This window comes from Streptomyces amakusaensis, from assembly GCF_039532665.1.
In the GTDB taxonomy this organism is placed as follows: Bacteria; Actinomycetota; Actinomycetes; order Streptomycetales; family Streptomycetaceae; genus Streptomyces; species Streptomyces amakusaensis.
The window spans coordinates 37,138-61,548 of the sequence record NZ_BAAASB010000032.1; the positions used below are offsets into that span (position 1 = coordinate 37,138).

At 71.0% G+C, this 24,411-nt stretch carries 21 protein-coding genes and 1 pseudogene; 15 read left to right on the forward strand and 7 right to left on the reverse strand.

Annotated features, from left to right (window positions below; all coding sequences use genetic code 11):
- Window positions 1-132 precede the first annotated feature (132 nt).
- Complete coding sequence (locus ABD371_RS33970; RefSeq protein ID WP_344485969.1) at window positions 133-2,808, reverse strand: ATP/GTP-binding protein; 2,676 nt, start codon at window positions 2,806-2,808, stop codon at window positions 133-135.
- A gap of 164 nt (window positions 2,809-2,972) precedes the next feature.
- Between ABD371_RS33970 and ABD371_RS33975 the strand changes: the two genes are divergently transcribed.
- Window positions 2,973-3,272: a hypothetical protein gene (locus ABD371_RS33975; protein WP_344485972.1), complete on the forward strand. Its 300-nt coding sequence runs from the start codon at window positions 2,973-2,975 to the stop codon at window positions 3,270-3,272.
- Here ABD371_RS33975 and ABD371_RS33980 read toward each other — a convergent pair.
- Window positions 3,224-5,077, reverse strand: coding sequence for a zeta toxin family protein (locus ABD371_RS33980; protein WP_344485975.1), 1,854 nt, complete (start codon window positions 5,075-5,077; stop codon window positions 3,224-3,226). The two genes, ABD371_RS33975 and ABD371_RS33980, sit on opposite strands and share 49 nt — an antisense overlap.
- Window positions 5,078-5,151: 74 nt before the next feature.
- Window positions 5,152-5,571, reverse strand: a complete 420-nt coding sequence (locus ABD371_RS33985; protein ID WP_344485978.1) for a DUF4357 domain-containing protein — start codon at window positions 5,569-5,571, stop codon at window positions 5,152-5,154.
- Between the two features lie 219 nt (window positions 5,572-5,790).
- Between ABD371_RS33985 and ABD371_RS33990 the strand changes: the two genes are divergently transcribed.
- Entirely contained in the window at window positions 5,791-6,075 is a 285-nt protein-coding gene (locus ABD371_RS33990; RefSeq protein ID WP_344485981.1) for a hypothetical protein, read from the forward strand.
- A 46-nt stretch (window positions 6,076-6,121) separates the two neighbouring features.
- On the opposite strand, the gene ABD371_RS33995 is transcribed toward ABD371_RS33990, so the two are convergent.
- Window positions 6,122-6,271, reverse strand: a complete 150-nt coding sequence (locus ABD371_RS33995) for a hypothetical protein (RefSeq protein WP_344485984.1) — start codon at window positions 6,269-6,271, stop codon at window positions 6,122-6,124.
- A 213-nt stretch (window positions 6,272-6,484) separates the two neighbouring features.
- Between ABD371_RS33995 and ABD371_RS34000 the strand changes: the two genes are divergently transcribed.
- From ABD371_RS34000 to ABD371_RS34010, 3 genes are all read left to right on the forward strand, one after another.
- On the forward strand, window positions 6,485-7,894 hold the full coding sequence (locus ABD371_RS34000) for an NPCBM/NEW2 domain-containing protein (protein ID WP_344485987.1): 1,410 nt from the start codon (window positions 6,485-6,487) through the stop codon (window positions 7,892-7,894).
- Window positions 7,895-8,300: 406 nt separating this feature from the next.
- On the forward strand, window positions 8,301-9,398 hold the full coding sequence (locus ABD371_RS34005; RefSeq protein ID WP_344485990.1) for a hypothetical protein: 1,098 nt from the start codon (window positions 8,301-8,303) through the stop codon (window positions 9,396-9,398).
- A gap of 173 nt (window positions 9,399-9,571) precedes the next feature.
- Window positions 9,572-10,102, forward strand: a complete 531-nt coding sequence (locus ABD371_RS34010) for a hypothetical protein (RefSeq protein WP_344485993.1) — start codon at window positions 9,572-9,574, stop codon at window positions 10,100-10,102.
- A 75-nt stretch (window positions 10,103-10,177) separates the two neighbouring features.
- Here ABD371_RS34010 and lexA read toward each other — a convergent pair whose 3' ends face one another.
- The 3 genes from lexA to ABD371_RS34025 form a co-directional block, all read right to left on the reverse strand.
- Window positions 10,178-10,861: a transcriptional repressor LexA gene (lexA, locus tag ABD371_RS34015; RefSeq protein ID WP_344485996.1), complete on the reverse strand. Its 684-nt coding sequence runs from the start codon at window positions 10,859-10,861 to the stop codon at window positions 10,178-10,180.
- Between the two features lie 45 nt (window positions 10,862-10,906).
- Complete coding sequence (locus tag ABD371_RS34020) at window positions 10,907-11,548, reverse strand: DinB/UmuC family translesion DNA polymerase (RefSeq protein WP_344485999.1); 642 nt, start codon at window positions 11,546-11,548, stop codon at window positions 10,907-10,909.
- Between the two features lie 216 nt (window positions 11,549-11,764).
- Complete coding sequence (locus tag ABD371_RS34025) at window positions 11,765-12,214, reverse strand: hypothetical protein (protein WP_344486002.1); 450 nt, start codon at window positions 12,212-12,214, stop codon at window positions 11,765-11,767.
- 588 nt (window positions 12,215-12,802) lie between these two features.
- Here ABD371_RS34025 and dnaE point away from each other — a divergent pair.
- The 10 genes and pseudogenes from dnaE to ABD371_RS34075 form a co-directional block, all read left to right on the forward strand.
- Window positions 12,803-16,144, forward strand: a complete 3,342-nt coding sequence (gene dnaE, locus ABD371_RS34030; RefSeq protein ID WP_344486037.1) for a DNA polymerase III subunit alpha — start codon at window positions 12,803-12,805, stop codon at window positions 16,142-16,144.
- On the forward strand, window positions 16,141-17,148 hold the full coding sequence (locus ABD371_RS34035) for a DNA polymerase Y family protein (RefSeq protein ID WP_344486005.1): 1,008 nt from the start codon (window positions 16,141-16,143) through the stop codon (window positions 17,146-17,148). Before dnaE ends, ABD371_RS34035 begins: the two co-directional genes overlap by 4 nt.
- Before the next feature lie 805 nt (window positions 17,149-17,953).
- Window positions 17,954-19,045: a helix-turn-helix domain-containing protein gene (locus ABD371_RS34040; protein ID WP_344486008.1), complete on the forward strand. Its 1,092-nt coding sequence runs from the start codon at window positions 17,954-17,956 to the stop codon at window positions 19,043-19,045.
- Entirely contained in the window at window positions 19,042-19,449 is a 408-nt protein-coding gene (locus tag ABD371_RS34045; RefSeq protein ID WP_344486011.1) for a hypothetical protein, read from the forward strand. The genes ABD371_RS34040 and ABD371_RS34045 overlap by 4 nt, the downstream gene beginning before the upstream one ends.
- A 110-nt stretch (window positions 19,450-19,559) precedes the next feature.
- Complete coding sequence (locus ABD371_RS34050) at window positions 19,560-19,730, forward strand: hypothetical protein (RefSeq protein ID WP_344486014.1); 171 nt, start codon at window positions 19,560-19,562, stop codon at window positions 19,728-19,730.
- Window positions 19,731-20,563: 833 nt separating this feature from the next.
- Window positions 20,564-20,968 (forward strand): hypothetical protein, encoded by a 405-nt coding sequence (locus tag ABD371_RS34055; protein WP_344486016.1) that lies wholly within the window; start codon window positions 20,564-20,566, stop codon window positions 20,966-20,968.
- A gap of 9 nt (window positions 20,969-20,977) precedes the next feature.
- A complete protein-coding gene (locus ABD371_RS34060; RefSeq protein ID WP_344486019.1) occupies window positions 20,978-21,775 on the forward strand; it encodes an ATP-binding cassette domain-containing protein in 798 nt (265 codons plus the stop codon).
- Window positions 21,772-23,073, forward strand: a complete 1,302-nt coding sequence (locus ABD371_RS34065; protein ID WP_344486022.1) for a DUF7224 domain-containing protein — start codon at window positions 21,772-21,774, stop codon at window positions 23,071-23,073. Before ABD371_RS34060 ends, ABD371_RS34065 begins: the two co-directional genes overlap by 4 nt.
- Window positions 23,070-23,681 carry a hypothetical protein gene (locus ABD371_RS34070; RefSeq protein ID WP_344486025.1) on the forward strand — a complete coding sequence of 204 codons (612 nt, stop codon included), beginning with the start codon at window positions 23,070-23,072 and terminating at the stop codon, window positions 23,679-23,681. The genes ABD371_RS34065 and ABD371_RS34070 overlap by 4 nt, the downstream gene beginning before the upstream one ends.
- Window positions 23,682-24,142: 461 nt before the next feature.
- Window positions 24,143-24,411 (forward strand): annotated as a pseudogene (locus ABD371_RS34075) (HNH endonuclease); the annotation flags it as partial.

Sequence of the window (24,411 nt, forward strand, 5' to 3'; positions counted from 1 at the left end):
GTATGGCCCGGGGAGCCGTACGGGTACTACGCGATGCCCCGGCCGGGCCACCCGGCCGGGCCACCCGGCCGGGCCCGGCACGAGCGACCCCCTCCTCGCGCGGCCGCGGCCGCGCGAGAGGTGTTCCGGCAGTCAGGACCAAGCGTCCAAGCGGGCGCGGCGGGTGGTGACGAGCGCGTGCCAGCGCTCCCGTACGCGTTCGTGGCCGTCGAGCCAGCGGACGGTGGGCCGGGGCAGGTGGGGGAGGCCGCCCATGGCGGCGGCGATGTCGGTGAAGTACGCGAAGTCACCGTTGCCCGTGAGGCTGTGGAGCCGGTCGACGGTCTCGTTGAGATCCTGGTGCTCGTCGCGGACGGCGTGGTGGAACGCGAGGCCGATCTCCAGGACCCGGATCAGCCACGGCAGCCCCGCATCGGTGATCTCCCGGCGCAGCGTGTGGGCGCGGCCGGGGACGTCGGGGTGTCCGGCGTCTTTGGCGAGGGCGGCGATGTGGGCGAGGAGGAGGGTAGCGCGCTGGTCGAGGGGGGCAAGGTACTGGTGGGCGAGGTCGAGCTCGTCGCTGGCGCGGGCGGGGTCGGCGAATGAGACGACGAGGGCGAGGCGGACCTGGGCGATGGCCCGTTCGCCGGGGGCGTCGTGGTGTTCGGCTTCGGCGCGCGCGGCCTCGAAGGAGGTGATGGCCCGGTCGAGGTCGGCGTGTGGCCAGTGGATGTCGCCGGCGACGCGGTGGTGGCGGCCTTTCCAGCCGAGGGTGGGGACGGCGGCGAGGGCGGCGGGGAAGTCTCCGGAGATCCGGTCCAGGTTCGCGAGCCCCCGGTGGGCCTTGGGGGCGAGCCGGCCGCCCGCGTCGGCGACCTGCTGCATCCCGGTGCGGGACTCGGGGGTGCGGCCGAGGTCTTTGTGGGCCTTGGCCCGGTAGTAGAGGGCCAGGGTGGTGAGCTCGGCGTCGAGGAGGCCGGTGTCCAGGACTGCGGTGAGGCGTTCGGCGGTGCGCGCCCGGTTTTCGTGCTGGCGGCGGGCGATCGCGGTGAGCAGCTCGGCCAGGGCGTCGGCGGCCGTCTGCAGCCCGGTTCCGTCGCCGCCCGCGCCGACGGTGGCGTCCTGGCCTCCGCCGCCAGTACCCGGGCCGCCGGCGGCCGGGGCGAGGGGCTCCCAGACGGAGTCGTCGGTGTAGGCGTGGGCGGCGTCGGTGAGCCAGCCGAGATCGGTGAGGCGGTGGTCGCGGGCCAGGCGCAGGCCCTGGCGCAGGCACGCCACCAGGAGCATCCGGCTCGGCGCGGAGCCGGTGGCGGCGGTCCACTGTTCGCCGAGGGCGGCCAGGGCGCGTCCGGCGGCCCGGTGCCAGTCGCCCGGGGTCCAGTGGTCCTCGGTCCGGTCGTCGCGGAGGGCCGTACGGATCGCGCCGTGCAGGTGGTACGGCCACAGGGCGTACGGGTTCTCGGTCACCAGCGGTCGCTCTGTGAGCCGGCGGGCAGGGGCCTGCTGGTCGAGCCCGGCGGCGCGGGTGGCCAGGTTGAGGTCGAAGGCGTCGAGCAGGCTCACCGAGCGCAGGACATGCCGCTCCTGCGGGGTGAGGTCGGACAGGGTGCGGGCGACGAGGGCGGGGAAGGAGCAGTCGAAGTCCGCGAGCTCGGGGGTTCGGGTGCGGCGGATTTCCAGGAACCGGGCGACCGCGAGGTCGAGGTGGAGGGGGAGACCGTGGGAGCGGGCGGTGATCTGGGCGCGGATGCCCGGGCCGATGAGTGGCTCGCCGTCCTGGACCAGGCGGCGGGCGAGGTGGTCGTCGCAGTCCTCGGGGGAGAGGTCACCGATCAGATGCTGACGGCCACCCGACGCGGCAGCCGGGGAGAGGCCGGGCCAGGCGGCCGGGCCGGTCCAGTCGAGCTGACCGTGCAACGCCGGGTCCGCCCACCCGAGACGGCTGCGCCCGCTGATCACGAACAGCACGTTGGGCATGAGGTAGACCAGGCGCTGCAGCAGGCGCTCGGCGTCGCGGTGGCGGTCGGCGGTGTCCTCGAAGGTGTCCAGCAGCACCACCGGAGTCACCTGGTGCTTCGCGGGCAGCCGGCTCAGCTCCCACGCCAGCAGGTGCGGGTAGTAGGACAGGGCCTCCAGATCCGGGGTGGCCTCCAGCAGGCCGGCCGCGTGGGAACACCCCGCAAGTGCCCGCGCGCGTTCGCGGCGCTCCCGCAGTCCCTGCACCAGGGCCCCGGCGACCTGACCGGCCGCCGCCCCGCCGGGCAGCTGCAAGAGAGCGGCGGCTTCGCCCACCGCAGTCTGCAGCTGCTGCGGCAGTGCGGTCGCGAACCGGCCCATCAGCCCGGTGCGCCGCATGTACTCATCGAGGGGTTCGCCGGGGTGGGTGTGCTCCCAGTACTGGCGCAGCGCGACGTCGAAGGCGGGCAGCGGACGGCCGGGGGTTCCGGCGAGTGCGAGCCGGATCGTGAGGATGACGCGCTCGAAGTCGGAGCCGGCCGACGCGGAGCGGGCCAGGTCGATCCGGATCGGCAGCAGCCGCTCCGTCCACGACGGTGCACCCCACTGAGCGGGCCGGTCCCCGGACGGCGTGAGCGCGGCCTCGATCTTGCGCGACAGGGTCGTCTTGCCGATCCCTCCGACCCCGTGGAAGACGAGAACGTTGGTGCGGGGCGCTTCGAGGTCCTCCACGTCGAAGCCTGGCCCGCCAATGTGCCGCAGGTGCTGCTCCAGCGCGGCGGCCACCACGTCCCACTGGCGCTCCCGGTTGGTGAACGCCTCGTCGGCGACCGGCGGGTTGTTGGAGCTGAACAGCGCACGAAGGTCGGCCATGGTCCCCCCACAGGTGATCGCCTCGGGGGACCAACCTATGCCGTACGGGGTCCGGCGGCAGCATCCTGCGAGGCGCGGCCGGTCCGCTGGTGGTGGACCGGGATCCGGTCACCATCGAGAATGGGCCTTTTGCCGTTGTTTCCCCTTGATGAAGGAGGTTCCTCGTGGATGATCCGGCACCCTCATCCGGCTCCTCCGAGCTGGTCGGCCCCGGCGCTCCCGGCTTTGGGCCGGTCCTTGGAACGATGGACCTGGTGATCACCTACTACAACTCGCGTATCCAGGCCGAGCAGCGCTCGGCCACCCCCGATCCTGAGCGCCTTGAGGATCTGATGGCTCAGCGGCGGGCCTGTGTGGAGGACAAGAAGCGGCTCGGGGAGGCCGGCCCCGAGGAACTGGCACGGCTGGGCACCCTCTACGCGGCCCGTCTGAGGGAACTCGATGAATCGGGGCAGCTGTCGTAAGCGTGCGGTAGCCGGGGGCATGGCAGAGGCAGGCCGGCCACGGCCGCCGGGCCGCACAGCCCGTGCGGCTGCAGACGCAACGGCATCAGCGGCCGCGCCAGCCGGGCGATGCGTGTCAGATCGGCGCGGTACTGCGGCAGGTCGGCCCGCAGACAGCGGTGAAGTGCCCAGAACCGGGCCGCTTCCTGATCGGCGTAGGGGCGATTCTGCTCGGTGAGCAGAGCCCGCGCAGCCCCCAGCGGGCTGCTCCAGCCGCCTTCGGAGACGTGTTCGTTGCGATAGAGGACCGTACCGTCCCGCCGCAGCACCATCACCGAGTCGGTCACCGGCACCTGCTCGGCGGCCGCCACCGCCTCGGCCAGCACCGCGAAGTGGGCATCATGCCCGTGCACCGTGGTGAACCGGGCGGGAACACCCAGCCGGATCATCCGGGCACAGCGATCGGCGGTGCCCTGAAGCGAGTCGGCCGCGCGTACGGCCAGGACCACCAGCTCCACCCGGTAGCCCGCCTCCCGGTAGAGCATCGCCGTGTTCACGAAGGAAGCCGCGCTCGACGGGGCGATCTCCACGACTGCATCCGCGTGCCGCTCGCGTACCAGCTCCTCGGCCATCGCCTGCCAGGCCCGGTAGTCGGCACGGATCCGCTCCCCGGCCGTACGCGGCTCCTCTCTCAGCAGTTGGAGGTAGTCGGGGTGGGCGGTTTTGAAATCGCCGCCGCGGATCAGCACCGGCCGCCCCCTCAGCGTCCGCCGGATCATGTGGGTCATCGCGGTCTTGCCCGCACCGGGCTGCCCCATGACGAACACGGCGATCGGCTTCTCCTGGGGCGTGATGTCCTCCAGCAGATCCGGAACGATCAGGTTGTCGAACGTCCACCGGTGTTCCTCGGCGGAGAGCCGGTGGTAGTCGGAACCGGGCGCATCGAGCCTCGGCTGGGCGGTACGGCGTACGGGCTCGGCGAGCGCGGCGGCCCGCTCGGCGTCGCGCCGCACGGCCAGCGCCCAGTCCCCGGGCAGCCGCGGGTCGTGCGCACGCCGGTCGGCATCCGCGAGAGCCCGGCGGAAGACTCCGGTCTCCGCCGGGCTCCACGGCCGTGAGCGTTCGGCGAGCAGCGCCTCGCGGGCACCCGGCGTGCGGCTCCACCGGCCCGCTCGGGCAAGGCTGTTGGTGTAGAGGACGTCGCCGGTGCGCCGGACCACGGTGACCAGGTCGGCCAGGTGCCCGGCCTCGATGTCCGCGAGGACGGCGGGCAGCGCGGCCGCGCACGCGTCGTGGTTGCCCCATCCCACGTACCGGGCCCGGCCCTCCTCGGCCAGACGCAGGTACCGGTCCAGGACACCGAGCTGGGAAACGGCTTCCGGCACCGCCAGGGCCACCACCTCGACCCGGTACCCCGCCCGCCGCCACCGGGCCGGCGACGCTGTCCAGCCGGCCGGGTCGGCCAGCGCCTCCTCCACCACCACGTCGAACCGGCCGGCGCGGGCGCGGGCCTCGACCTCGGCCCGCCACCGGTACGTCTCCTCCCGCACGCGCACGCCGGCCGTCCGCACGTCCTCCGCCAGGAAATCGGCGTAGCCCGGGTGGTGGTCCTTGTACATGTCGCGGTCCACCCGCACCGCGCCGCCGCGCCGGTCCAGTGCCGCGTGCGCCAGATCCATCACGGCGGTCTTGCCGCTCCCGGGCTGGCCCAGGACGAACACCACCACCGGGCAGGGCTGCGGCACGGCGCGTAACAGGGCGCCCGCGAGAACCGGCGCGGCCGGAGCCGACGGGTGCGCGGGCGGGGGCGGGGGCGGCGAGCTCACGTACTCCTCCAGGAAACGGTTCACGGTGCGGCCCGGCGAAGCCGGGCCGGTCGAGCACGGGAAGCCGGGACCGGTCAGTCCTGCCGGAGCTGATTCCGCAGATCGTCCAGGGCACGGCCGTCCGCGGTACGCCACATGAGCCACCCGTTCGCCGGGCTCCCCGTGACGGCGGAGGCCGCCTTCGACGGCGACGCGTACGGCACGGCATGACCCTCGACGACGAGACGCCCGTCGGACGACACCGTCGCCACCGCCTCCCTGCCCGCGCGCTGCTGCCGGAACGACAACACGTCCCCGGCCGCAAGGAGCCCCTCCAGCAGCAGACCGGCCAGCGGCCCCTGCGGGGCGACCACGCCCGCGGGCCGGGCGTCGGCCGAAGGCGCAGCACCGGAGGAGACGTCCACGGACAGCGTGAGATGAACGGTCTCGCCCGGGCCGGCTGCGACCAGCCTCGCGATCACGGAGTTGTCGAAGTGCAGGCTCACGGTGGGCATCGGCAGGTCCTCCCGGCAGTACGGCATCACCACTCCAAATAACTCTAGCAAAGAGTACTCAGGAGTACTCAATTGGGAGTGGTGAGGAGTTTGACGGCTTGGCGGGATGGGGCCCTGGCGGTGAACCGCTCGCGCCGGAGCGCCGCACCCGACACAAGGCCTCCGTGCGTTGGCGCTGTGTCCAGCTACCTCGCCGCAGTGTGGAGGGAGAATCCCGGGGTGACCACAACTTCGGCCCAGCCTCCCCGTGACCGCTCCGCTCTCGGGCGGGGCGTCTCCACTCTGATCCCGCAGTCCGCCGTTCTCTCGCCGGCGGAACATGCGGCGGCCGCGCTCGCGGCGATCCGCACCGTCCCGGTCCACGTCGGCGTCCTCCAGGCCGCGATCCATCTCCTTGAGGAGAAGAGCCAGACCACCGACGACCCGATATCGAAAGCCACCGTGGACGCCACCGTCGCCCTGCTCCGGGAAGCTGTCGAGCGACAGCAGCCCCACGCGGGGTAGAGCCCCCGGTCGGCTCACCGCTCCCCGTTGAAGGGCTGGCCGGAGGTCAACTCTGCAGGATGGTGTAGAGGAGGGCGAGGACGGTGGTGGCGGTGACCATGGCGGTGCCTGCCGCGGGGTTCTTGTAGGCGGCGTGTCCGATGCCCAGGCCGGCAACGGTGAGAAGGGCCAGAACAATGAGGGTGTGGCTGGACATGGTGAGGCTCCCGAAGGGTGATGGTTGACCGCCGTCAGATCCCCGTGTTGCGCTGAGGTCCCGGGGCCGCAACCGACGTGTGAGGGTTGCAACCGCCTTGCAGAGGCGGTGAGTTGGCTTCACTCTGGACGGCCTGACGGGTGGTGGGCGACTGCGCCGGTGTGACAGATTCTGGGCCTGTCGGACACCGGATCGTGGTGAGGGGGAGCACAGGTGGCGCAACACGGCCAGGAGGGTGATGGTCTGCCGGCGCGAGAGGAGGAGGGTGATCTCTCGCGAGAGGAGAAGGACCGGCTCAAGGCAGAGTTCGGCCGCCGGCTGCGGGCCCTGCTGGACCTCACGGGGCTGAGTTCACGGGAGTTCGCCCAGCGGTATCCCGCTTACAAGGACTCCACGATCCGCAAGTACACCCTCGGCGCGAACCTGCCGCCCTGGGACTTCCTGCGGGACCTGCTCACCGAGGTCTCCCGGCGCACCGAGGACCCGGCCGGGGAGCAGCGGGCAGCCGGTGTGTTCGACGCCTACCGCCTGGTGCTGGTGCGCACAGGCGCCCATATCAGGGGCAGCGACCAGAACTCCCTGCTGCTGCGCCTGTACGACGGGGAGACGGCGCTGCACCGGGTGGGGCAGGAACTCGCCGAGGTCCGTGAACGGGAGGAGCAGCTGCGGGCCCGGCTGGAGGAGCTGCGTGAATCGGAGGCCGTCGGCCCACCGGCGGCCTCCGAGCTGAGAAGCCGCCTGGAGAAGGAGGCCGAGGAACTGGTCCGGCACCGGGCCGGCCTCGTCCAGCGCCGGGCCGACCTGATCGGCGATCTGGACCGGAGCAGAGCACATCTGCTCCTGCTGGAGGCCGTTGGGGACAGGCAGGACCAGGTGCCGGCGGTGGGCAGTTCCGTCCATCCCCGGCCGGTGCCGCCCATCCCCAGTACGCCGCCCTCGCTCCCCGCGGCTTCGGGCTCCCGAAGCAGACGCACCCGCTGGATCCTCATCACGGTGCTCGCCGCCTCTCTCACCCTGGCAACGGGGGCCGCTCTGGGCGTCTGGGCAACACAACGGAACAACCCCGAACCTCCGACGAGCGCAGCAGGCGGGGTGACGTCCAGCCCAACCCCAACGCCCCCACCGTCCAGCCCGACGCCGAGCGTCAGCTCTTCTTCCGGCTCGCCCTCGCCGAGCCCCGCACCGCCGGACAGCTCACCATCGCCTTCCGCGCCCCCGAAAGACACCGGGGCACGCATGTCTCTCGTGCGGGACTTCGCCCCGCTCGAGGACGGTGGATACCTGACGGAGCCACTTCGAGTGAACACCCGTATCTACCGCAACACGCTGACCCATCAGTACACAGAAAGCACCTGGCAGCTGGACCGCAAGTACACGTCACTGGTCGCCCGCGTAGGTGTGGACGACAGTACGGAGTCCGGCGGCGGTGGCAGCTTCTACATCAAGGTGGACGGCATCCAGAAGGCGGAGCTGACGAGAGGACCGGGTGACGGGATCGGAACCATGCGAGTGGACCTCCGTGGCGCCTTCCGCGTCACCCTCGGTATCAACGTCGGCTCCTCCGGCAGATCCGGGTGGATCGACCCCGTCATCACCAAGGAACCCGCCAGAAAACCAGACTGACAACCCAGCCATCGGCCGTAACCGATTCTGTCCCGGCTGCGGCACCCATCCAGCGGCGGAACTGCGCGCACGGCAAGGATCACTTGCCTGAGGAAGACGTACGGGCACACCGACCGGTCACCCCAGACGGATCAGGACCGGTTCCACCGCCGGAACCTCCTCGCCACGCTCGCCCTGGGGATGGAACGACGACAACTTCGATCCGCAGTGACGGGGCATCGCCCACCCAGCACCAACGGGGGCCGTCGGCGTGGGCGAGACGGCGGCCGCACTCCTCCTGGGCGGAGGGGTCGCATTCGGTGGGGATGCGCCAGTTCCGGCGAGTAGTCCGTGCGGCCCTTCCACCAACCCAAACACTGTCAGCATAGAACTGACAAACTTCATTCGTCAGCTCTACGCTGACAGCATGACGAGCAAGCCTCCGCAGACGCCGGCAACCTCACAGCACGAGACCCCGCATCCCTTCACCGAGCTCGGGCTGGCGCGCCTGATGCTCTCTCATGCCCATCAGGAGGTCGCCGAGCATGCGCTGGGCGGCATCTCGCCCCGCGCCGACGAGCACGCCGAGCCGGGCGAGTTCGTCGAGAACGCGCGCCGTCTGGTCCGCTGCGCCGAGGACGCCCTGCGCTGGGCCGTGGTCTACGAGCGCGAGCGCGGGTCGTCCTGGGACGAGATCGGCGAGGCCCTGGGGCCCATCACCCGGCAGTCCGCGCACCGCCGGTTCGCCGAACAGGTCGAGGAGTGGCGGGAACCTCTGGACGACCCGGAGACCGTACGGCTGGACGGCACCGCCGACGACGAGCGCATCCCGTATCCCGCCGGCGACCCCGACAAGGGCGCCGCCCACCTCGACCACTGGCTCCTCGACCACACCTCAGAGACCGACTCCTGGTACGGCAGCGCCCAGCCCGTCAGCCGCCACCTGAACCGGCACAGCACCACGTCGGCACTGATGATCACCGGCAAGTACACCGCCCGGCTGCTCAGGGACCAGCTGGTGCCCAATCCCCACCGCCAGGCCGACGCCGCCGACCGGCACGCCGACCTGCTGGAGCGCCTCACCCGCGAAGGCGGTGCCACCCGCGAGACGCCCGAGTGGATCGCCCGGGACCGGGCCCGCGCCCAGGCCCTGCGGCAGATCCCCAGCACCGGCGTGCCCTGGGAGGCGATGAGCGACCCGGGCAAGCACCCGCATCCGGGCGCGAGCTTCGACATGCTGGAAGCGGAAACCAGGGTGCTCACCGTCCTCGCCCCGTTCCTGGCCCTCGACCCGGAGGACGCCGTCCTCAGCCCCGGCGAGGCGGGCGTGTTCAACGACCTGCGCACCGCCCGCGGATACGGCGACACCGACGAAGCCGACCGCATCCGCACCAAGGCCCGGGGCATCGCCGCCGACCTGGTCCGCGCCCACCCGCACTGGCTCAATACCAGCGAGGAGGGATGGGCGCTATATGACGCACTGCGCGCCTACGCCGCCGGCTCCGAGGGCCGTCAAACCTTCTGACACCACGCCGATTCTCTGGTCCGTTCCCCCTGGAGGGCGTGACCCGGAAGACGAAGGCCCGTATGAAGACGCGTCGGCGCGCCATGTGGAGGCACCGTCCGGCGGGGAAGGAGGTCACGGTGCTGAAGCGCCCGGTTTCACCGATCCGTTGTTCCGAGTGCCCGAGCGAGGAGGTGCGACCGCGCCTGGTGGAGACGGCCGGCGGGGAGCGGGTGGTCGAGTCGTTCACCTGTGTCCTGTGCGGTGCCCGCTGGATGTCGTACGAGACGCCGGTGCCGGCCGGGCCGGACTACCGGGACGCGTACGGCGGTGCGCCGCCTCTGGGTGAGGAGGAGGTCACCGTGGGGATGTGGCGGGAGGGGATCATCGCGCGCGCCGAGGCGGCGAGCGCCGGTGACGGTGCTCCGGTCGACCGGGGCGGGCTGAGGCTGTATCTCCTGCGGCAGGCCGCCTTCGCCGACCGGGCCGCGCGGGAGTGGGAACTCGCCGTCTACACCGAGGAGATGCCGGCGGAGGAGGCCGCCCAGGCGGGCGGGACGGCCGACGAGACGGCGGCCGCGCTCCTCCAGCTCGATCTGGAGACGGGCAGCCTCCATGTGGAGGGGCTGCACGGGCCCGGATCCCCGGAGTGGGGGACAGCCGGCGGACTCCGAGCCTACGTCCGCCAGGAATACCGGGCCTGGCGCGCTCTGGAGGACCGCTGACCCGGCAGCCGGCCCTGAAGGCGCAGGAGGGCGTCTGCCCTGTATCCGACGGCGGCGGTGCTTGGTGGCAGGCTGTCAGGTGGTGCGGCGCAGTACGGCGACGACTTTGCCGAGGATGGTGGCGTGGTCGCCGGGGATCGGCTCGAAGGCGGGGTTGTGGGGCATCAGCCATATCCGGCCGTCCTCGCGGCGCAGTCGTTTGACGGTGGCTTCGCCGTCCAGGAGGGCGGCGACGATGTCGCCGTTCTCGGCCGATGGCTGGGCGCGGACGACTACGTGGTCTCCGTCGGCGATGTGCGCTCCGATCATGGACTCGCCCACGACGGCCAGGATGAAAAGATCACCGTTCCCGACGATTTGGCGGGGGAGGGTGAAGGTGTCGTCCACGCACTGCTCCGCGGTGATCGGCGTTCCGGCCGCGATCCGGCCGACGACCGGTACCTCGACGCCCAAGTCCGCTGCCGGGTGCCCGGTGTCCGTGGTGCCGTGGGGGCGGGTCGGGACGTAGGCGCGCGGCCGGTGAGGGTCCTGGCGGAGGAAGCCCTTGCGCATCAGCATGGATATCTGGTGCGCCACGGAGGAGGTGCTGGAGAGTCCGGTGAGGGTCCCGATCTCCCGCATGGACGGGGGATACCCCCGTCGCTCGAGTGAGTCCGTGATCGCGTCGAGGATCGCTTCCTGGCGTGCGGTCAGTCCGTTGTGTCCGGTCAGGGTGCCCGGCGGGCGGCCGGGGCGGCGTGGTGGGGCGGCGGTCTCCATGCCGGACTCCGTTCGTGATCGTCCGATCCGGCACATTAACCCGCTTCACCGACAAAAGGGTAGGCCCGGTGTCGCGGGGCCCCGAGGGGAGGTCGGTGGGGCCGGCCGGGCGGGGGAGGCGTTCGGACGGGGGGTGGAGAGGGTGGCGGGTTTGATGGTGCCGGGTCCGTAGCGGGCCCTGGCCCGGTCGGTGACGGCTTCGAGGGTGATGGACCGGTCGTCGTCGGGGTCGAGGGTGAGTTGCCGGGCCGTGTCCGCGGCGGGGATCAGTGACTCGGCCCGGAGGGTGATGGCCCGGACGCGGGCGCGCTGGAGTCCGAGTTTCTCGTGGAGGGCGTAGGCCGTGGCGGCCAGGGGGCGGGTGTGGTGGGTGGGTTCGGGCAGGGTGCGGGTCCTGGTGGTGGTGGTCCGGTCGGCGTAGCGGACGGTGAGGGTGAGGCCGTCGGCGGCCTGGCCGGCGTCGCGCAGCCGGCCGCCGAGGTCTGCGGCGAGTTCGAGGAGGGCGCGGCGGTGGTCGCCGGGGGTGAGGGTGTCGCGGTCGAAGCGGTGCTCGGCGCTGAGGGACTGCGCGGTCGGTTCGCTCTGTACGAGGCGGGATCCTGGGCTGCGGTGTGGAGGGAACGGCCGGTGGGTCCGCTGGCGGGGAAAAGTCGTGTCAGGGCACTCGGCCTGGACGCCGACACCCACTCTCCGCGGAAGTGCTCGGCCGACCTGATCGATGAGGATCGGGAATCAGCTGCTGCCCACCAGTTGTGATCTCATAGGGGATGCCGTACTTTCCACGTCAGTGATCATGTAAAAGCTTTAAAGCGGTGACGACGGCTCGCAGGGCCTTAGTCGATGATGCTTCACACACTCCTTCCAGTAGATCTGACAGCTAGTTACACGAATGACATCACTGCGTCAGAAGGTGCCGTAGGCGCACGTTGGACTTGCGTTGGTTGGTGATTGCGTTCCAAGGCAGACCCAGACGTTGACGTAGCTGTTGAAGTTGTTGGAGGAATTCCATGAAATGGAAGTCCCGCCGGGAGTGGATGTGCTGTCAACCCCAATCGGACCGTAGATGCCGCCGGGCGTGTTAACCCAGGCACGGGCAGCTACGCCATCCGCTTGGTGATCTTCCACGTAGTTGTTGTACGCAATGTGAAAATAGGCGCTTCCGTCAGCCCTTCGGCAAACGGTTGCCTGGACAGTTCCACCGCGCAGCCCCTGGGAGTTATCGGTCGTCGCTCGTACGGTTCCGCATGAATCCGTAATCTGAACGGGCACCGCCGCAGCTGCGCCCCCTGCGGGGATAACGCTTACGGCGATCATGGCCGAAAACGCCAACCATCGTGCCACTGAGATCATCATGAGGTCACTCCCTCGTCGCAGTTTGTCTGTGATGGCAAAATAATCCCAGCCCTTGAAAGGGAAAAGGGCTGCCACTCCTTATGGCGAGAAACCTTTCAGGGGTGTCCTAAGAACACCCTCCCTGAGGCGTCGGCATTTTCAGCCGGTTCTTCTGTAGGCGGATGCCGCTCCAGCGATGCCAGCCATAGCGGGCATGGGAGTGCGGGCTCCCGGCCGTCGGTGTCCCTGCGCGACTGGCAGGGGCTCATGGAGGCGCACCCGTGCCGCCGGGGTCCGCCGACCTGTGCCGCCGACAGAGGTGGGAGCGGCGGGCGGGCTTTGCTCGCGCCTGCGGGGGACCGCTGATGGGGCAACTCGGCCGGGCCGTTGAGCGGTTGGCCGGTGCGGGGCCGGTTGCCTTCGGGAGGTCACGGGCCAGGGCGGCCTTCCGCTGTCACGCATATTCGCACAAGAGTTCGAAATGTGGTTATGGTGGGAGAACGGAGCAGGGGACCGGGACCGGACTGAAGGGGGTTTGAACGAGGAGGCGGCACGGTGTTCACGCATCTGCATGTGGCGTCCGGGCACAGCGTCCGGTACGGGGCCTCGATGCCTGCTGCTCTGGCCGAGCGCGCCGCGGAACGCGGTCTCCGTGCGATGGCGCTGACCGACCGGGACACCGTCAGTGGCGCGGTCCGGCACGCAGACGCCTGTGTCAAGGCCGGGGTCCGGCCACTGTTCGGGGCCGATCTCGCCGTCTCCCGAACAGCTCCGGCACCGCCCGCCAGGGGTGTCAGGGTCCCGGCCCTCGGTGGTGCGTTCGTCGACGAGTCCGCTCCCCGGATCGTCCTGCTCGCCCGTGACCGCACCGGCTGGGCGAACCTCAGCCGGATCATCAGCGCCGGCCACACTGCCCGGGCACAGGCGGGCGGCGGACAGCCCGTCGTCCCTTTCGAGGCCCTGCGGGCCCACCCGGAAGGGATCACCGCCCTCCTGGGTCCGGCGTCCGAGCCGCTCCGCGCCCTCGCCGCCGGACGCGTCGACCAGGCCGTCGCCCTCCTGCGGCCGTGGCGGGAGCTGTTCGGCCCCCACCTGCGGCTGGAGGCCGTCCACCACCGGCGGACCGGCACCGGCCCGGGCTCTTTGCGCCTGGCCGCCCGCACCGCTGGCCTGGCCCGCGACCTGGACCTGCTGTGCGTGCTGACGAACGCCGTGCGCTACGCGGACGCGGACCGGGCTCCGGTCGCCGACGTCCTGGACTCCGCCCGGCTGCTGATGCCGATCCGCCCCGGGCGCACCGACAACGGCGAGCGCTGGCTCAAGGACGCCCCGGCGATGGCCGCCCTGGCCGAGGAAGTCGCCCGGGCCGCGGGCCAGGACCACGGCGGTGCCGCGCATCTGCTGGCCACCACGGCCCGCACCGCCGAGGACTGCCGCCTGGACCCGGCCTCCGACCTGGGGCTGGGGCGGGTGTTCTTCCCCGAGGAACGCCTGGTGGGAGCAGCGCCGGGGACCTCGGCGCGGGTGCTGCGCGAGCGCTGCGAGGCGGTGCTGGCCGCCCGTGGCTACGACCGCTCGCCCGCCATGGGCGAGCGGCTGGCCGAGGAGCTGCGCGTGATCAACACGCTCGGGTGGCCGTCGTATTTCCTGACCGTGGCCCAGGTCGTGGACGACACCCGGGCGCTCGGGATCCGGGTTCAGGCCCGGGGCTCCGCGGCGGGCAGCCTGGTGGTGCACCTGCTCGGCATCAGCGTGGCGAACCCGCTGGAGCACGAACTGATCATGGAACGGTTTCTCAGCCTGAGGCGCCGGTCTCTGCCGGACATCGACATCGACGTCGAGAGCGCCCGCCGGCTCGAGGTCTATCGCGCGGTTCTGGACCGTTTCGGCCCCGAGCGGGTCGCCGCCGTCTCCATGGCGGAGACCTACCGGGTCAGGCACGCGATCCGCGACGCAGGGCTCGCGCTGGGCCTGGACCCCGCGGAGGTCGGAGTCCTGGCCAAGTCCTTCCCCCACATCCGGGCCCGTGACGCCCGCTCCGCGATGCGCGAACTGCCCGAACTGCGGTCCCTGGCCGGGCGCGCGGAGCGCTACGGCCTGCTGTGGGACCTCGTCGAGGGCCTGGACGCGCTGCCCCGCGGCATCGCCATGCACCCCTGCGGTCTCCTGCTGTCCGACGACTCCCTGCTGGACCGCACCCCCGTCCTGCCCACCGCCGGCGAGGGCCTGCCGATGAGCGTGTTCGACAAGGACGACGTGGAACGCATGGGCCTCCTCAAACTCGACGTTCTGGGCGTCAGGCTGCAGTCCGCGATGGGATACGCCGTGACGGAGATCCGGCGGACCACCGGCCGCACCCTGGACCTCGACGACCGCGAGCAGGTGCCGCTGGACGACCCCGGCGCCTTCGAACTGCTGCGCACCGGCGAGAGCCTGGGCGTCTTCCAGCTCGAAAGCCCAGGACAGCGCGATCTGATCGGCCGCCTGCAGCCCGAGACGTTCCAGGACCTCGTCACCCAGATCAGCCTCTTCCGGCCCGGCCCGGTCAAGGCCGACATGATCCGCCCCTTTCTCCTCGCCCGCCACGGCCACAGCCGCCCCGCCTGCCCCCACCCCGACCTCGAACCCGCGCTGCGCGCGACGTACGGCGTCGTGGTCTTCAACGAACAGGTCACCGCCGTCTTCTCGGTCCTGACGCGCACCGACCTCGCCATGGGCGAGGAAGCCCGGCGCGCCCTGTCCGACCCCGGCCGCCTGCCCGCGCTGGAAGCCTGGTTCCGCCGGCGGGCGGACGCGGCCGGCTACCCGCCGCGGACGGTGGACCAGGTCTGGCAGACCCTGAAGGCGATGGGTGCCTACGGCTTCGCCAGAAGCCACGCCGTCGCGTTCGCGCTGCCCACGCTCCAGTCCGCGTTCCTCAAAGCCCACCACCCGGCCGCGTTCTACTGCGGACTGCTGGAGCACGACCCCGGCATGTACCCCAAGCGCCTGGTCCTGGCCGACGCCCGGCGCCGCGGCGTGCCGATCCTGAACACCGACGTCCAGCACTCCGACGCCCGCTACCGCACCGAGCAGCTGCCCGACGGCACGCTCGGCCTGCGGATCTCCCTCGCCGACGTCCACGGCATCACCGACACCGAGGCCCGGCGCATCGCCGACGGCAAGCCCTACACCGACCTGCCCGACTTCCACACCCGCGCCCGCCCCTCCCGCCCCCTCGCACAGCGCCTGGCCCGCATCGGCGCCCTGGACTCCATCGCCCACGGCGCCCACCGCCGCGAACTCCTCCTCCAGCTCGACGAACTCCACCGCCACACCCGGGCAGCGCCGCCCGCCCAGCTCACCCTCACCACCGACCCGGGAGCACCCCCCGGGCCCACCGGGCTGCCCGTGATGAGCGAACAGGAACAACTCGACGCCGAGCTGGACATCACCGGCATGGACACCTCCCGGCACCTGATGACCTCCCACCGCACGCTGCTCTCCGAGCTGGGCGTCACCCCCGCCCGCCTGCTCCACGAAGTCCCGACCGGGGAGACCGTGCTCGTGGCCGGTGCCAAGGTCGCCATCCAGACCCCGCCCGTCCGGTCCGGCAGGCGAACGATCTTCGTCTCCCTCGACGACGGCTCGGCCGCCGGGGTGATCGACCTCGCCTTCTTCGACAACACCCACGCCGACGTCGCGCACACCGTCTTCCACCACTGGCTGCTGCTCGTGCGCGGCCAGGTCCAGCGACGGGGCAAGAGCGTCACCGTCGTCGGCCGGCGCGCCTGGAACCTCACCGACCTCGCACAGGCCCACCAGGACGGCGGCCACACAGCCATCCGCCGCCTCCTCGCCACCACCCAGCCGCCCACGGCATCACCCCGGACCACGGACAACCCGACGCCCGAAACCCGGCCCGGCGGAGCCGGACGCCTGTGGCACGCCAGCCCAGGGAGCGCCGGATGACCACCACCGCGATCCTCCACGCACGCTTCACCCACCCCTCCTTCGAGACCTACCGCGAGCTCTTCACCGTGCTCGGCGACATCACCCCCGCCGTCCAGGCCCTCCCGCCCGACAGCGCCCTCCTCGACATCACCGGCGCCCTGCGCTACTGGCAGCGCACCCCCGCCCAGCTCGCCGACCTCATCCAGACAAGGATCATGGCCCGCTACGGACTGACCACCGCCATCGGCGGCGGCCCCACCCGCATGCACGCCACCATGACCGCCGACACCACCCCACCCGGAACCGTACGAATCCTCGACCCCGATCCCGCAACCACGCTCGCCTTCCTCCACCAGCAGCCGCTCCGCGCCCTGCCCGGCATCGGCCCCGCCCTCGAACGCACCCTCCGCCCATACGGACTGACCACCGTCGGCGACCTCGCCGCCCTGCCCCCCACCACCCTCCAGCGCATCACCGGCCCCTCCACCGCCCGCCTTCTCTTCGACCGCGCGTCCGGCAACGACCCCCGCCGCATCACCCCCACAGGCCCACCCCCCTCCATCACCGCCCGCCACCGCTTCGACCACGACGTCCTCGACCCCGCCGAAGCACGCCGCACCCTCCTCAACCTCGCCATCCAACTCGGCACCCGCCTCCGCCACTCCCAGCGCTGCGCCTCCCGCATCGAGCTCACGGTCACCTTCGCCGACCGGACCTCCCTGATCCGCTCACACACCCTCGCCGAAGCCACGAACCACAGCCCCCGTCTCCAAGAGGCGCTGTACCGGCTGTTCTCCACGCTCGGCCTGCAACGCGCACGAATCCGGGCCCTCACCGCCCGGGCCGCCGGCCTGACCAACGCCTCCGCCAGCACGGTCCAGCTCACACTCGACCGCAAGACGGAACACGCCCGCCGCCTGGAACCCGTCATCGACCGCGCCAACCACCGCTTCGGCAGCAACACACTCCAACCCGCATCCCTCGCAGCACGCCCCCACAGCCGCCGGCACCTCGACCAGTAGTCGGCGATAACCGGCGAACGCCTCACCCGACTCGCTGGGGTCCTGCGGTTCTGGCGGCGGATGGCGGTGTCGTGATGTGCGCGGGCGTGCGCGTGGTGCGGTGCCGGGGCGTGGCGACTGCCGAGTGACCGAGTATTTGCGATTGCGTTCGGTATTCGATCGTTTGAGTGATGGAATCCGACCGGGTCAATGAGTGCTGGAGAGCGTCAACCGCAGATCGACCTATTAACGGACAGTAGCGATGGTTTTCGTATAGGTGAGCGGGTAGCGTCCGGCGAGTCAGCTCGGACACACAGGTAGCAGCCGTAGCTCCGAGCTGACTCACCGACGTTCACCAGTCCGATCAAGGAGGGCGTATGCCTCCTGACCCTTTCCCAACTCCGCCGCCTGTCGGCACGCTGCGGATGGTTACCGACCGTACCACCGTGTGCCGGACAGGCGTCAGAACCCGTCATGGGTGTGTCTTTCGGGTCAACAACGCTGTTCTCCGGGCCTGTTACCCGGAAATCCGGCACCACCGGCCTCTCGTGCCGCTGCCGGGTCCCGCTCGGACCCGTCCGGCGCTCGGTTTCGTGGAAACCGCATCTCCCTCTTCACGTCCGTACTGCCACTGCGGCCCCGCCGGGTGACGGATCCGGCCGAGGGGGCACCACGCACTCGCCTGGTGCCCCCTCGGACCCGCCCCGACGGCAGACCTGTTCCCTCCTGGCAGACCCGGAGCATGTGCTCCGTGACGAAAAGATGCCGTTTCCGCCGGGAACCTCCGTGTTCCCTTCAGCAACTCCCCGAAAGGGGCCAGATTCCCATGACCACGCAAGGTCAGGACGACGTGCAGTGCCCGGCAGCCGGCTGCACGAATCCTCTCGAGCAGAAGCCGACCGGACGCCGCCGTCTCTACTGCTCGGACAACTGCGGCACGCGGTACCGCAAGTACCAGCAGGACCTCCCGAAGACCATCAACGACGCCTACGCCCTGCAGACCGCGAAGGAACTGGAGGAGCGGGTACGCGTCCTCGTCTCCCTGGTCGAGTCCGGACAGCCCGTCGACGCGCTGAGGGAAATTCGGCAGGCGACCAATGCCTTCCTCACCCTGCGCGGCGCCATGGTGCAGCAGGCGCACGACCGCAAGATCAAGTCCTCCGAGCTGGGCACGGTGCTCCACGTCAGTCCCGACACTCTGCGCCGCTGGAAGGAGGTCTACGCCCGCCGCCGTGGCAAGCGCACGTCACTGCCCGCGGGCATCAGCAAGCCGCGCGCCGAGGCCCGGGTTCCCAGCCCCCGCCACCCCGAGCCCGCCCCGAACCTCAGTGACCCGGCGGGCCCTCCAACGGAGGGCCCGCCCACCACCGGTACCGCCGCCACGGTCTTAGCCCGAGCGCTGTCCCGCCTCCACCGCGAGAGCGGCCTCTCCTTCTCCGCCCTGGGCAGAGCCGTCGGAGTCCACCGCTCCTACATCTCCCGGCTGGTATCCGGCCAGCGGCTCCCGTCCTGGAAGACCGCCCGCCGCTTCGCCGCCGCCTGCGACGCCGACCCCGAGGACCTCCGCCCCCTGTGGAACGCCGCCCGCGGCTACCGCGTCCCCCAGCCCGGCACCCTCCACGCCGCACTGCGCGGAATGAACCTCGCCGCCGGCCACCTCACCCCCGACACCCTCACCACCCGCACCGGCCACACCCTCACCACCCACGACGTCACCGGCCTGCTCTCCGGCACACGCGTCACCGACTGGACCAAGGTCGAGACCCTCGTGACCGCCCTCGGCGGGCAGCCCGACCTCATCCGCCCCCTCTGGGAAACCGCCAGCGCCCACCCCGGCCCCACCGTGCAGTACTTCAACCCCACACCCGCCGAAACCGCCTCCGCGCTCAAGAAGTTCGGAATCGGAGTCCAGCCATGACCCCCCGCACCGCCCGCTCCATCAGGCTCCTGATGCCGCCCGTTTACGAGGCCTTCCACACCCTGCACACCGACCGCTACCTCGCCTACGCCCGCGCCCATCTGGACGACGCCGCCGCCCAGGCCGCCGTCCAGTCCGCACTCGGCACCATCGCCACCCACTGGCCGTACATCGTCGCCCAGGCACACCCCGCCGCCATCGCCTGGGAACAACTCGTCGCCACCACCGGAAGCCGCACCCACCCCCTCCCCGCCGACACCACCAGCCCCCTCCACTACGACGCCCTCATCCTGCACACCCTCGGCTACACCGCCCACAGCATCGCCGAGGCAACCGGCACCCACCCCACCACCGTCCACTGCCTCCTCCACCCCCATAAGCGGGAACACCACGACCCCACCTGACATCCCGCATGCCTCCGAAACCACCGAACGCCAGGCTGTCGCAGCACCGACCCGAGACCCCACCCGAGCAAGCCCCGCCCGCGCCATCCCGCAGAACAGGACCACCATCAATGCGCCACCAACCCACCCGGCGCAACGCCCTCGACACCGCCAGACACCTCGCCCAATGGGCCGCCCGGCGCCGCCGCACCGCCGCTGTCCACCTGCTCCGCGGCATCTGCTACGGCATCGGAACCAGCGCCGTCACCCTTCTTGCCGTCTGGGCCGAGCAGCACCTCTGACACACCAATCACCCTCCCCAGCACTGCTGCCCAGCCCCGCTCCGCCGTACCGGGAGCTGCGGCGGAGCTCCGCCATGCGGGCGTCCAGCCCGCACCCCAAGAACGACCGGTTCGGTCGGCACGCTGGCTGACCAGAAGCTGGTTGACACGGGGGATCACTCCTGGACAGGGGTTGCCGCGCCCGTCGTTCCGGTGGAGCGCCGGACGCGCCCGGACGGCTACCGCCGTGTGGCCGAGGCGCATCGCCAGGCCGTCCGGCCGTCGCCGGTGGATCCGGACCGGCGGTGGTGGAGCGGCAGACGAAGGAACTGCGGGAGCTGTCGCGCCGGGCGTTTCCCTGAGCCCGACGTCGTCCCGGACGACGCACACACCGCGACCAAGGCTGTCCGCGGACAGCGCTGCCGCCAGGCCGCGTCGCTGCTACGCAGGACGAAGTGGAGTGGTGTGGGTCTGACTGGAACGCCTGGGAATCCAGCGGCGCTCCCATGACGAGTTCCCCTCCGCCCAGCCGGATTCCCGGGCCCGGGGGCAGTCAGCCTCCGGCCGCCAGGCCCCGGGCGAGCACCGACGTTCCCGCAGCAGCCCACTGAACAATGCCCAGCGCGAAGATCACTGACTGGAACGGTGACGCACCGCCTGCCTGCTGCCGACCGGAGTGATATCACCGCCCGGCGGCGCAGGAGAGCCGCAAAAGCGAGCGACATGAGACACCCGGCAGGCCTTTCAGGCCATTCCGTCCCACCCGTGACTTCCGTCACCCAGATGACACATGGCAGTCCCTTAATGTCATCGAGCCCAACCATCCGAAGATCATTTACAAGGGAGTCAGTGACATGTTCTTGACGAAGCGAATAGTGACCGCCGGGATCGCAACCCTGCTCGCCCTTCCGGCCACCGCCGCCGTCGCCGGCGAGATCTCCGGCAGCCGGCTGCCCTTCTCCATCGCCACCTCCGGCTCCGCCGAGGACAGCGACCGCTGGAACGGACCCAGCTCCGGGCACGCCAAGCCCTGTGGAGACGTTCCGGTCGCCCAGCCCAATACATTCAGCGCCTACATCTACCAGGACAAGTCACTGATGCCCGACCCGCAGATCGCCTCGACGTCGCGGTCGTACTCCCAGGGGTACGGATGCGGCGGGTACAAGAACACCACCACCGGTGGTAAGTACTACACCGAAGCCACATGGTCCGGCATCCCCGGAAGCCGCGCCACCGGCTACGTGGCCGCTGAGAACTGACAGGAAACCGTGTCCGTAACAATCCACACCACCGCGGCCGGCAATGTGCCGACCGCAACTGTCAAGGGCGCCACGGTCCGCTACAAGACCGTGGTCGCCCTTGGCGGCGTCGACGCCGAGTTCCATCCCGGCACCACCGCGCTGCTCGGACCGAACGGCGCGGGCAAGACCACACTGCTCTCCCTGCTGAGCACAGCCCGCCAGCCGGACGAGGGAAAAGTGTCGCTGCTCGGCGCACCCGTGAGCGGCCGTGCAAGTGTGCGGGCGGTGCGGGAGCAGATCGGAGTGCTGCCACAAGCCTTCGGCTACTACCCGCGTTTCACCGTAAGGGAGTTCATCGAGTACGCGGCCTGGCTGCGCAAGGTGCCGCGCCCGGAGCGTGCCGGGCGGGTGCGGGAGGCGCTGAACCTGGTGGAGCTGGAGAAATACGCGGACCGGAGAATGGGGCAGCTGTCCGGCGGCATGCTGCGCCGGGCCGGTATCGCGCAGGCGGTCGTCAACCGGCCCGCGCTGGTGCTGCTGGACGAGCCGACGGTGGGCCTGGACCCCGCGCAGCGGATCGGGTTCCGCGCCCTGATCCAGGCACTCGGAGAACGCTCCGCAGTAGTGATGAGCACCCACCTCGCAGAGGACGTGGCACAGGTCAGCGACCGTATCCACGTCCTGCTGGAGGGCCGGATGAGGTTCACCGGCACGGCCGTCGAGCTGTGCGCGCAGGCTGAGGGGCATGACGGTGAGACGCTCAACGGCCCGGCGGTGGAGGCCGGCTATCTGGCCGTGGTGGAGCGGAACGGGGTATCGGCGTGACAAGGACACTGCTCTTCGAGATGCGCCGCGGCGAGGCCGGGAAAGTGGCCCTGCTGTCGGCCGTGGCCGGGATCTGGTACCTGACCTCGGAGGACACCGCCACCAGCGACTGGATCGGCTGGTGGAACCAGACGAACATCAAGGTCCAGATCTTCGGCGTGATCGTCATGGGCTCGCTGATGAGCGCCGCCGCCGCGTGGACGGCCAGCCGCGCCCGCCGCACCCGGGCAAACGCCTGGACGGACACCACACCCCGTGGCGGCTGGCCGCAGGCGGTGCTGCTATGGGCGGCGGCCTGGCTATGGTCACTGCTGGTGTACGCGGTGATGGCCGCCGTCGCCCACCAGCGCACAGCCGCCGTCAGCGAAGTCACCGAACCCGTATGGAGCCCGCTGCTGCTCGGCGCCGCGATGACGGCGTTCCAGATCGCGGCGGGCGTCGCCGCAGGCACGCTGCTCCCCTCCAGAATCACCGCCCCGGCGATGGGCGCACTCTGGTACCTGATATTCGTGGCCTTCGCCTTCTTCCCGGACCTGCCCCTCGCCCGCCTCTTCCCAGCCGTCGACGAACACTGGGACACCACCTTCCAGCCCAACACCGGCCGCCTGCTCCTCGCAACCCTGTGGTGCACGGCCGCGGCACTCACCCTCCTGGCACTGCCCGCACTGCTGCGCCGCGCGCCCCTCTCACCGGGTCCGCTCGCTGCCGTACCGATCACGGTGGCGGCGGTGGCGGCCGGTGCGGGACTGATGACCCTGCATGCTCCGGCGGGTGAACCGTTCTGGGCGGTACGCGCCGAACAGCCCGCCCAGCCCGCCTGCGTGACGGAAGGGCGCACGCGCGCGTGCCTCTGGCCCGACGACCGGCATCTCCTGCCCCAGGCACGCACCGCGGCCCGGACCGTGGAGCGGGCCCTCGGGCCCGTGGCCGGCTTTCACCGGGACTTCGCCCAGACGGGGCTGCGGACCAGCGGCCCAAACAGCGCGGAACTGCCGGTGTACCGGCCAGTCGTAGACTCGGCCGCGATGACCGGGGCCATGCTGACCGCCGCGATCCCCCAGCGACCGAACGGGTGCCAACCTCCCATGCTCGCGGAGATCGGCGGCTACCCCGACGCCTTCCTGCTGGAAGCCGCGGTGAACGCCCGCGCGAAGGTGCCCTCGCCCTACTACGGCGACAAGTTCGGCGAAGCCGTCCAACGCATCCTCGCCGCGCCGCCCGCCGCCCAGGACCGATGGCTCACCGCCGCCGCCGATGCCGTCGGCGACTGCCGCCCCGTCCCCCCGCCGCCCCGGTGAACCCGGCCCTCGCCTTCGCCCGCAGCCGGAACCTGCCCCGCGCGGCGGCCGTTTCCCTGGTACTTGCCCTCGCCACGACGCTGCTCGCAGGCACCCAGGTGGAGATCCCCGACTTCCGCCACCTGGTCGATTACGGAGTCCCCGTGGCGGCGGTCGTCCCGGTGGCCTTCGCGGTCGTCCTGGGCAGCACGCTGTACTCCCCGATGGCCGACCTGGAGCACACCGCCGCCCAGCCACTACCCCTTTTCCGACGCCTCCACCTCGTCGCGCTCACCCTGCTGGCGGCCGCCCTGACGGCCCTCCCCATGGTCACCGGACTCTCCGCCGACATCGCCGGCACCGCCGCCCGCAACGCGATCGGCTACCTGGGCCTCGCCGGAATCAGCGCCCGCCTCTTCGGCAGCGGCCTCGCCTGGCTGCTGCCCCTGGGCACCTTCGGCCCGACCCTCCTCCTCGGAGTGGCACCGGACAACACCCCCGAGTGGTGGGCCTGGTCCATCCACCCCCTGTCCTCCTCCGGCTCACTGGTAACCGCTGCCCTGCTGTGGCTGACCGCCCTGGTTCTGCCCGACGCCCCGATCCGGGCGGACGAGAAGGCGGAGGCATAGCAGGAGACGGATCTACGCCGCCCAAGAAGGCATGCTGGGCCTGCGGGCAACAGCAGGACGGTGGGCTATGCGAGTCCTACCGCTACCAGGCCACCGAAACTGAACGCGAATCCCATCCTGGCGTGCGAGCCAGGCTCTTCCGGGCTGGGCCCGGCTAGAGGGATCAGCCAGAGCAGCCCGCGACCCAGGCCGTAGGACAGACGATCACCGGAGCGGGCCCCGCCGGTCGTTCGTGTGTACCTCTTCACACCCTGCCGGGCCAGGTTCCGCGCACCGTAGCGTGGACTGGGTGCAGAAGACAGTGGCGTCTTCTGGTGGTTCCAACAGTGCCTCTAACCTCGCCGGGAGCAACCGGGTCTCGCGGGAACACGCGCTGGCCGCCAACTGCCGCAGACGCTCTTCCGGGTGATGATCCGATCGTCTCCACCCGAAGACGGCGTACCGCTGCTATTCATCTGGGCATGATCAAGAACTTGAGGCGTGCCGCCGCGGCCACCGCATTCGCCCTGCTCCCTCTCGTCCTTACCACCCCCTCCCAGGCGGCCCCCGCCGCTCCCGCCGCTCCCCTCGTTCCCCTCGCGGCGGAGACCCTCTCCCTCGCCGCCGCCGTCAGCCGGCTTCCCGTCACCACCGAGGACCGCACCGGCTACAACCGCGACTCCTTCCGCCACTGGAACGCCGGCCTCAACCCCACCGACGGCTGCAACACCCGCGCCGAGGTCCTGATCTC

What these genes read in the sequence shown, in the direction of transcription:
- ABD371_RS33970 (WP_344485969.1), bottom strand. Translation starts at nt 2,808, where the DNA reads ATGGCCGACCTTCGTGCGCTGTTCAGCTCCAACAACCCGCCGGTCGCC.
- ABD371_RS33985 (WP_344485978.1), bottom strand. Translation starts at nt 5,571, where the DNA reads ATGCCCACCGTGAGCCTGCACTTCGACAACTCCGTGATCGCGAGGCTG.
- ABD371_RS33995 (WP_344485984.1), bottom strand. Translation starts at nt 6,271, where the DNA reads ATGTCCAGCCACACCCTCATTGTTCTGGCCCTTCTCACCGTTGCCGGC.
- ABD371_RS34005 (WP_344485990.1), top strand. Translation starts at nt 8,301, where the DNA reads ATGACGAGCAAGCCTCCGCAGACGCCGGCAACCTCACAGCACGAGACC.
- lexA (WP_344485996.1), bottom strand. Translation starts at nt 10,861, where the DNA reads ATGGAGACCGCCGCCCCACCACGCCGCCCCGGCCGCCCGCCGGGCACC.
- ABD371_RS34025 (WP_344486002.1), bottom strand. Translation starts at nt 12,214, where the DNA reads ATGATGATCTCAGTGGCACGATGGTTGGCGTTTTCGGCCATGATCGCC.
- dnaE (WP_344486037.1), top strand. Translation starts at nt 12,803, where the DNA reads ATGCCTGCTGCTCTGGCCGAGCGCGCCGCGGAACGCGGTCTCCGTGCG.
- ABD371_RS34035 (WP_344486005.1), top strand. Translation starts at nt 16,141, where the DNA reads ATGACCACCACCGCGATCCTCCACGCACGCTTCACCCACCCCTCCTTC.
- ABD371_RS34040 (WP_344486008.1), top strand. Translation starts at nt 17,954, where the DNA reads ATGACCACGCAAGGTCAGGACGACGTGCAGTGCCCGGCAGCCGGCTGC.
- ABD371_RS34045 (WP_344486011.1), top strand. Translation starts at nt 19,042, where the DNA reads ATGACCCCCCGCACCGCCCGCTCCATCAGGCTCCTGATGCCGCCCGTT.
- ABD371_RS34050 (WP_344486014.1), top strand. Translation starts at nt 19,560, where the DNA reads ATGCGCCACCAACCCACCCGGCGCAACGCCCTCGACACCGCCAGACAC.
- ABD371_RS34055 (WP_344486016.1), top strand. Translation starts at nt 20,564, where the DNA reads ATGTTCTTGACGAAGCGAATAGTGACCGCCGGGATCGCAACCCTGCTC.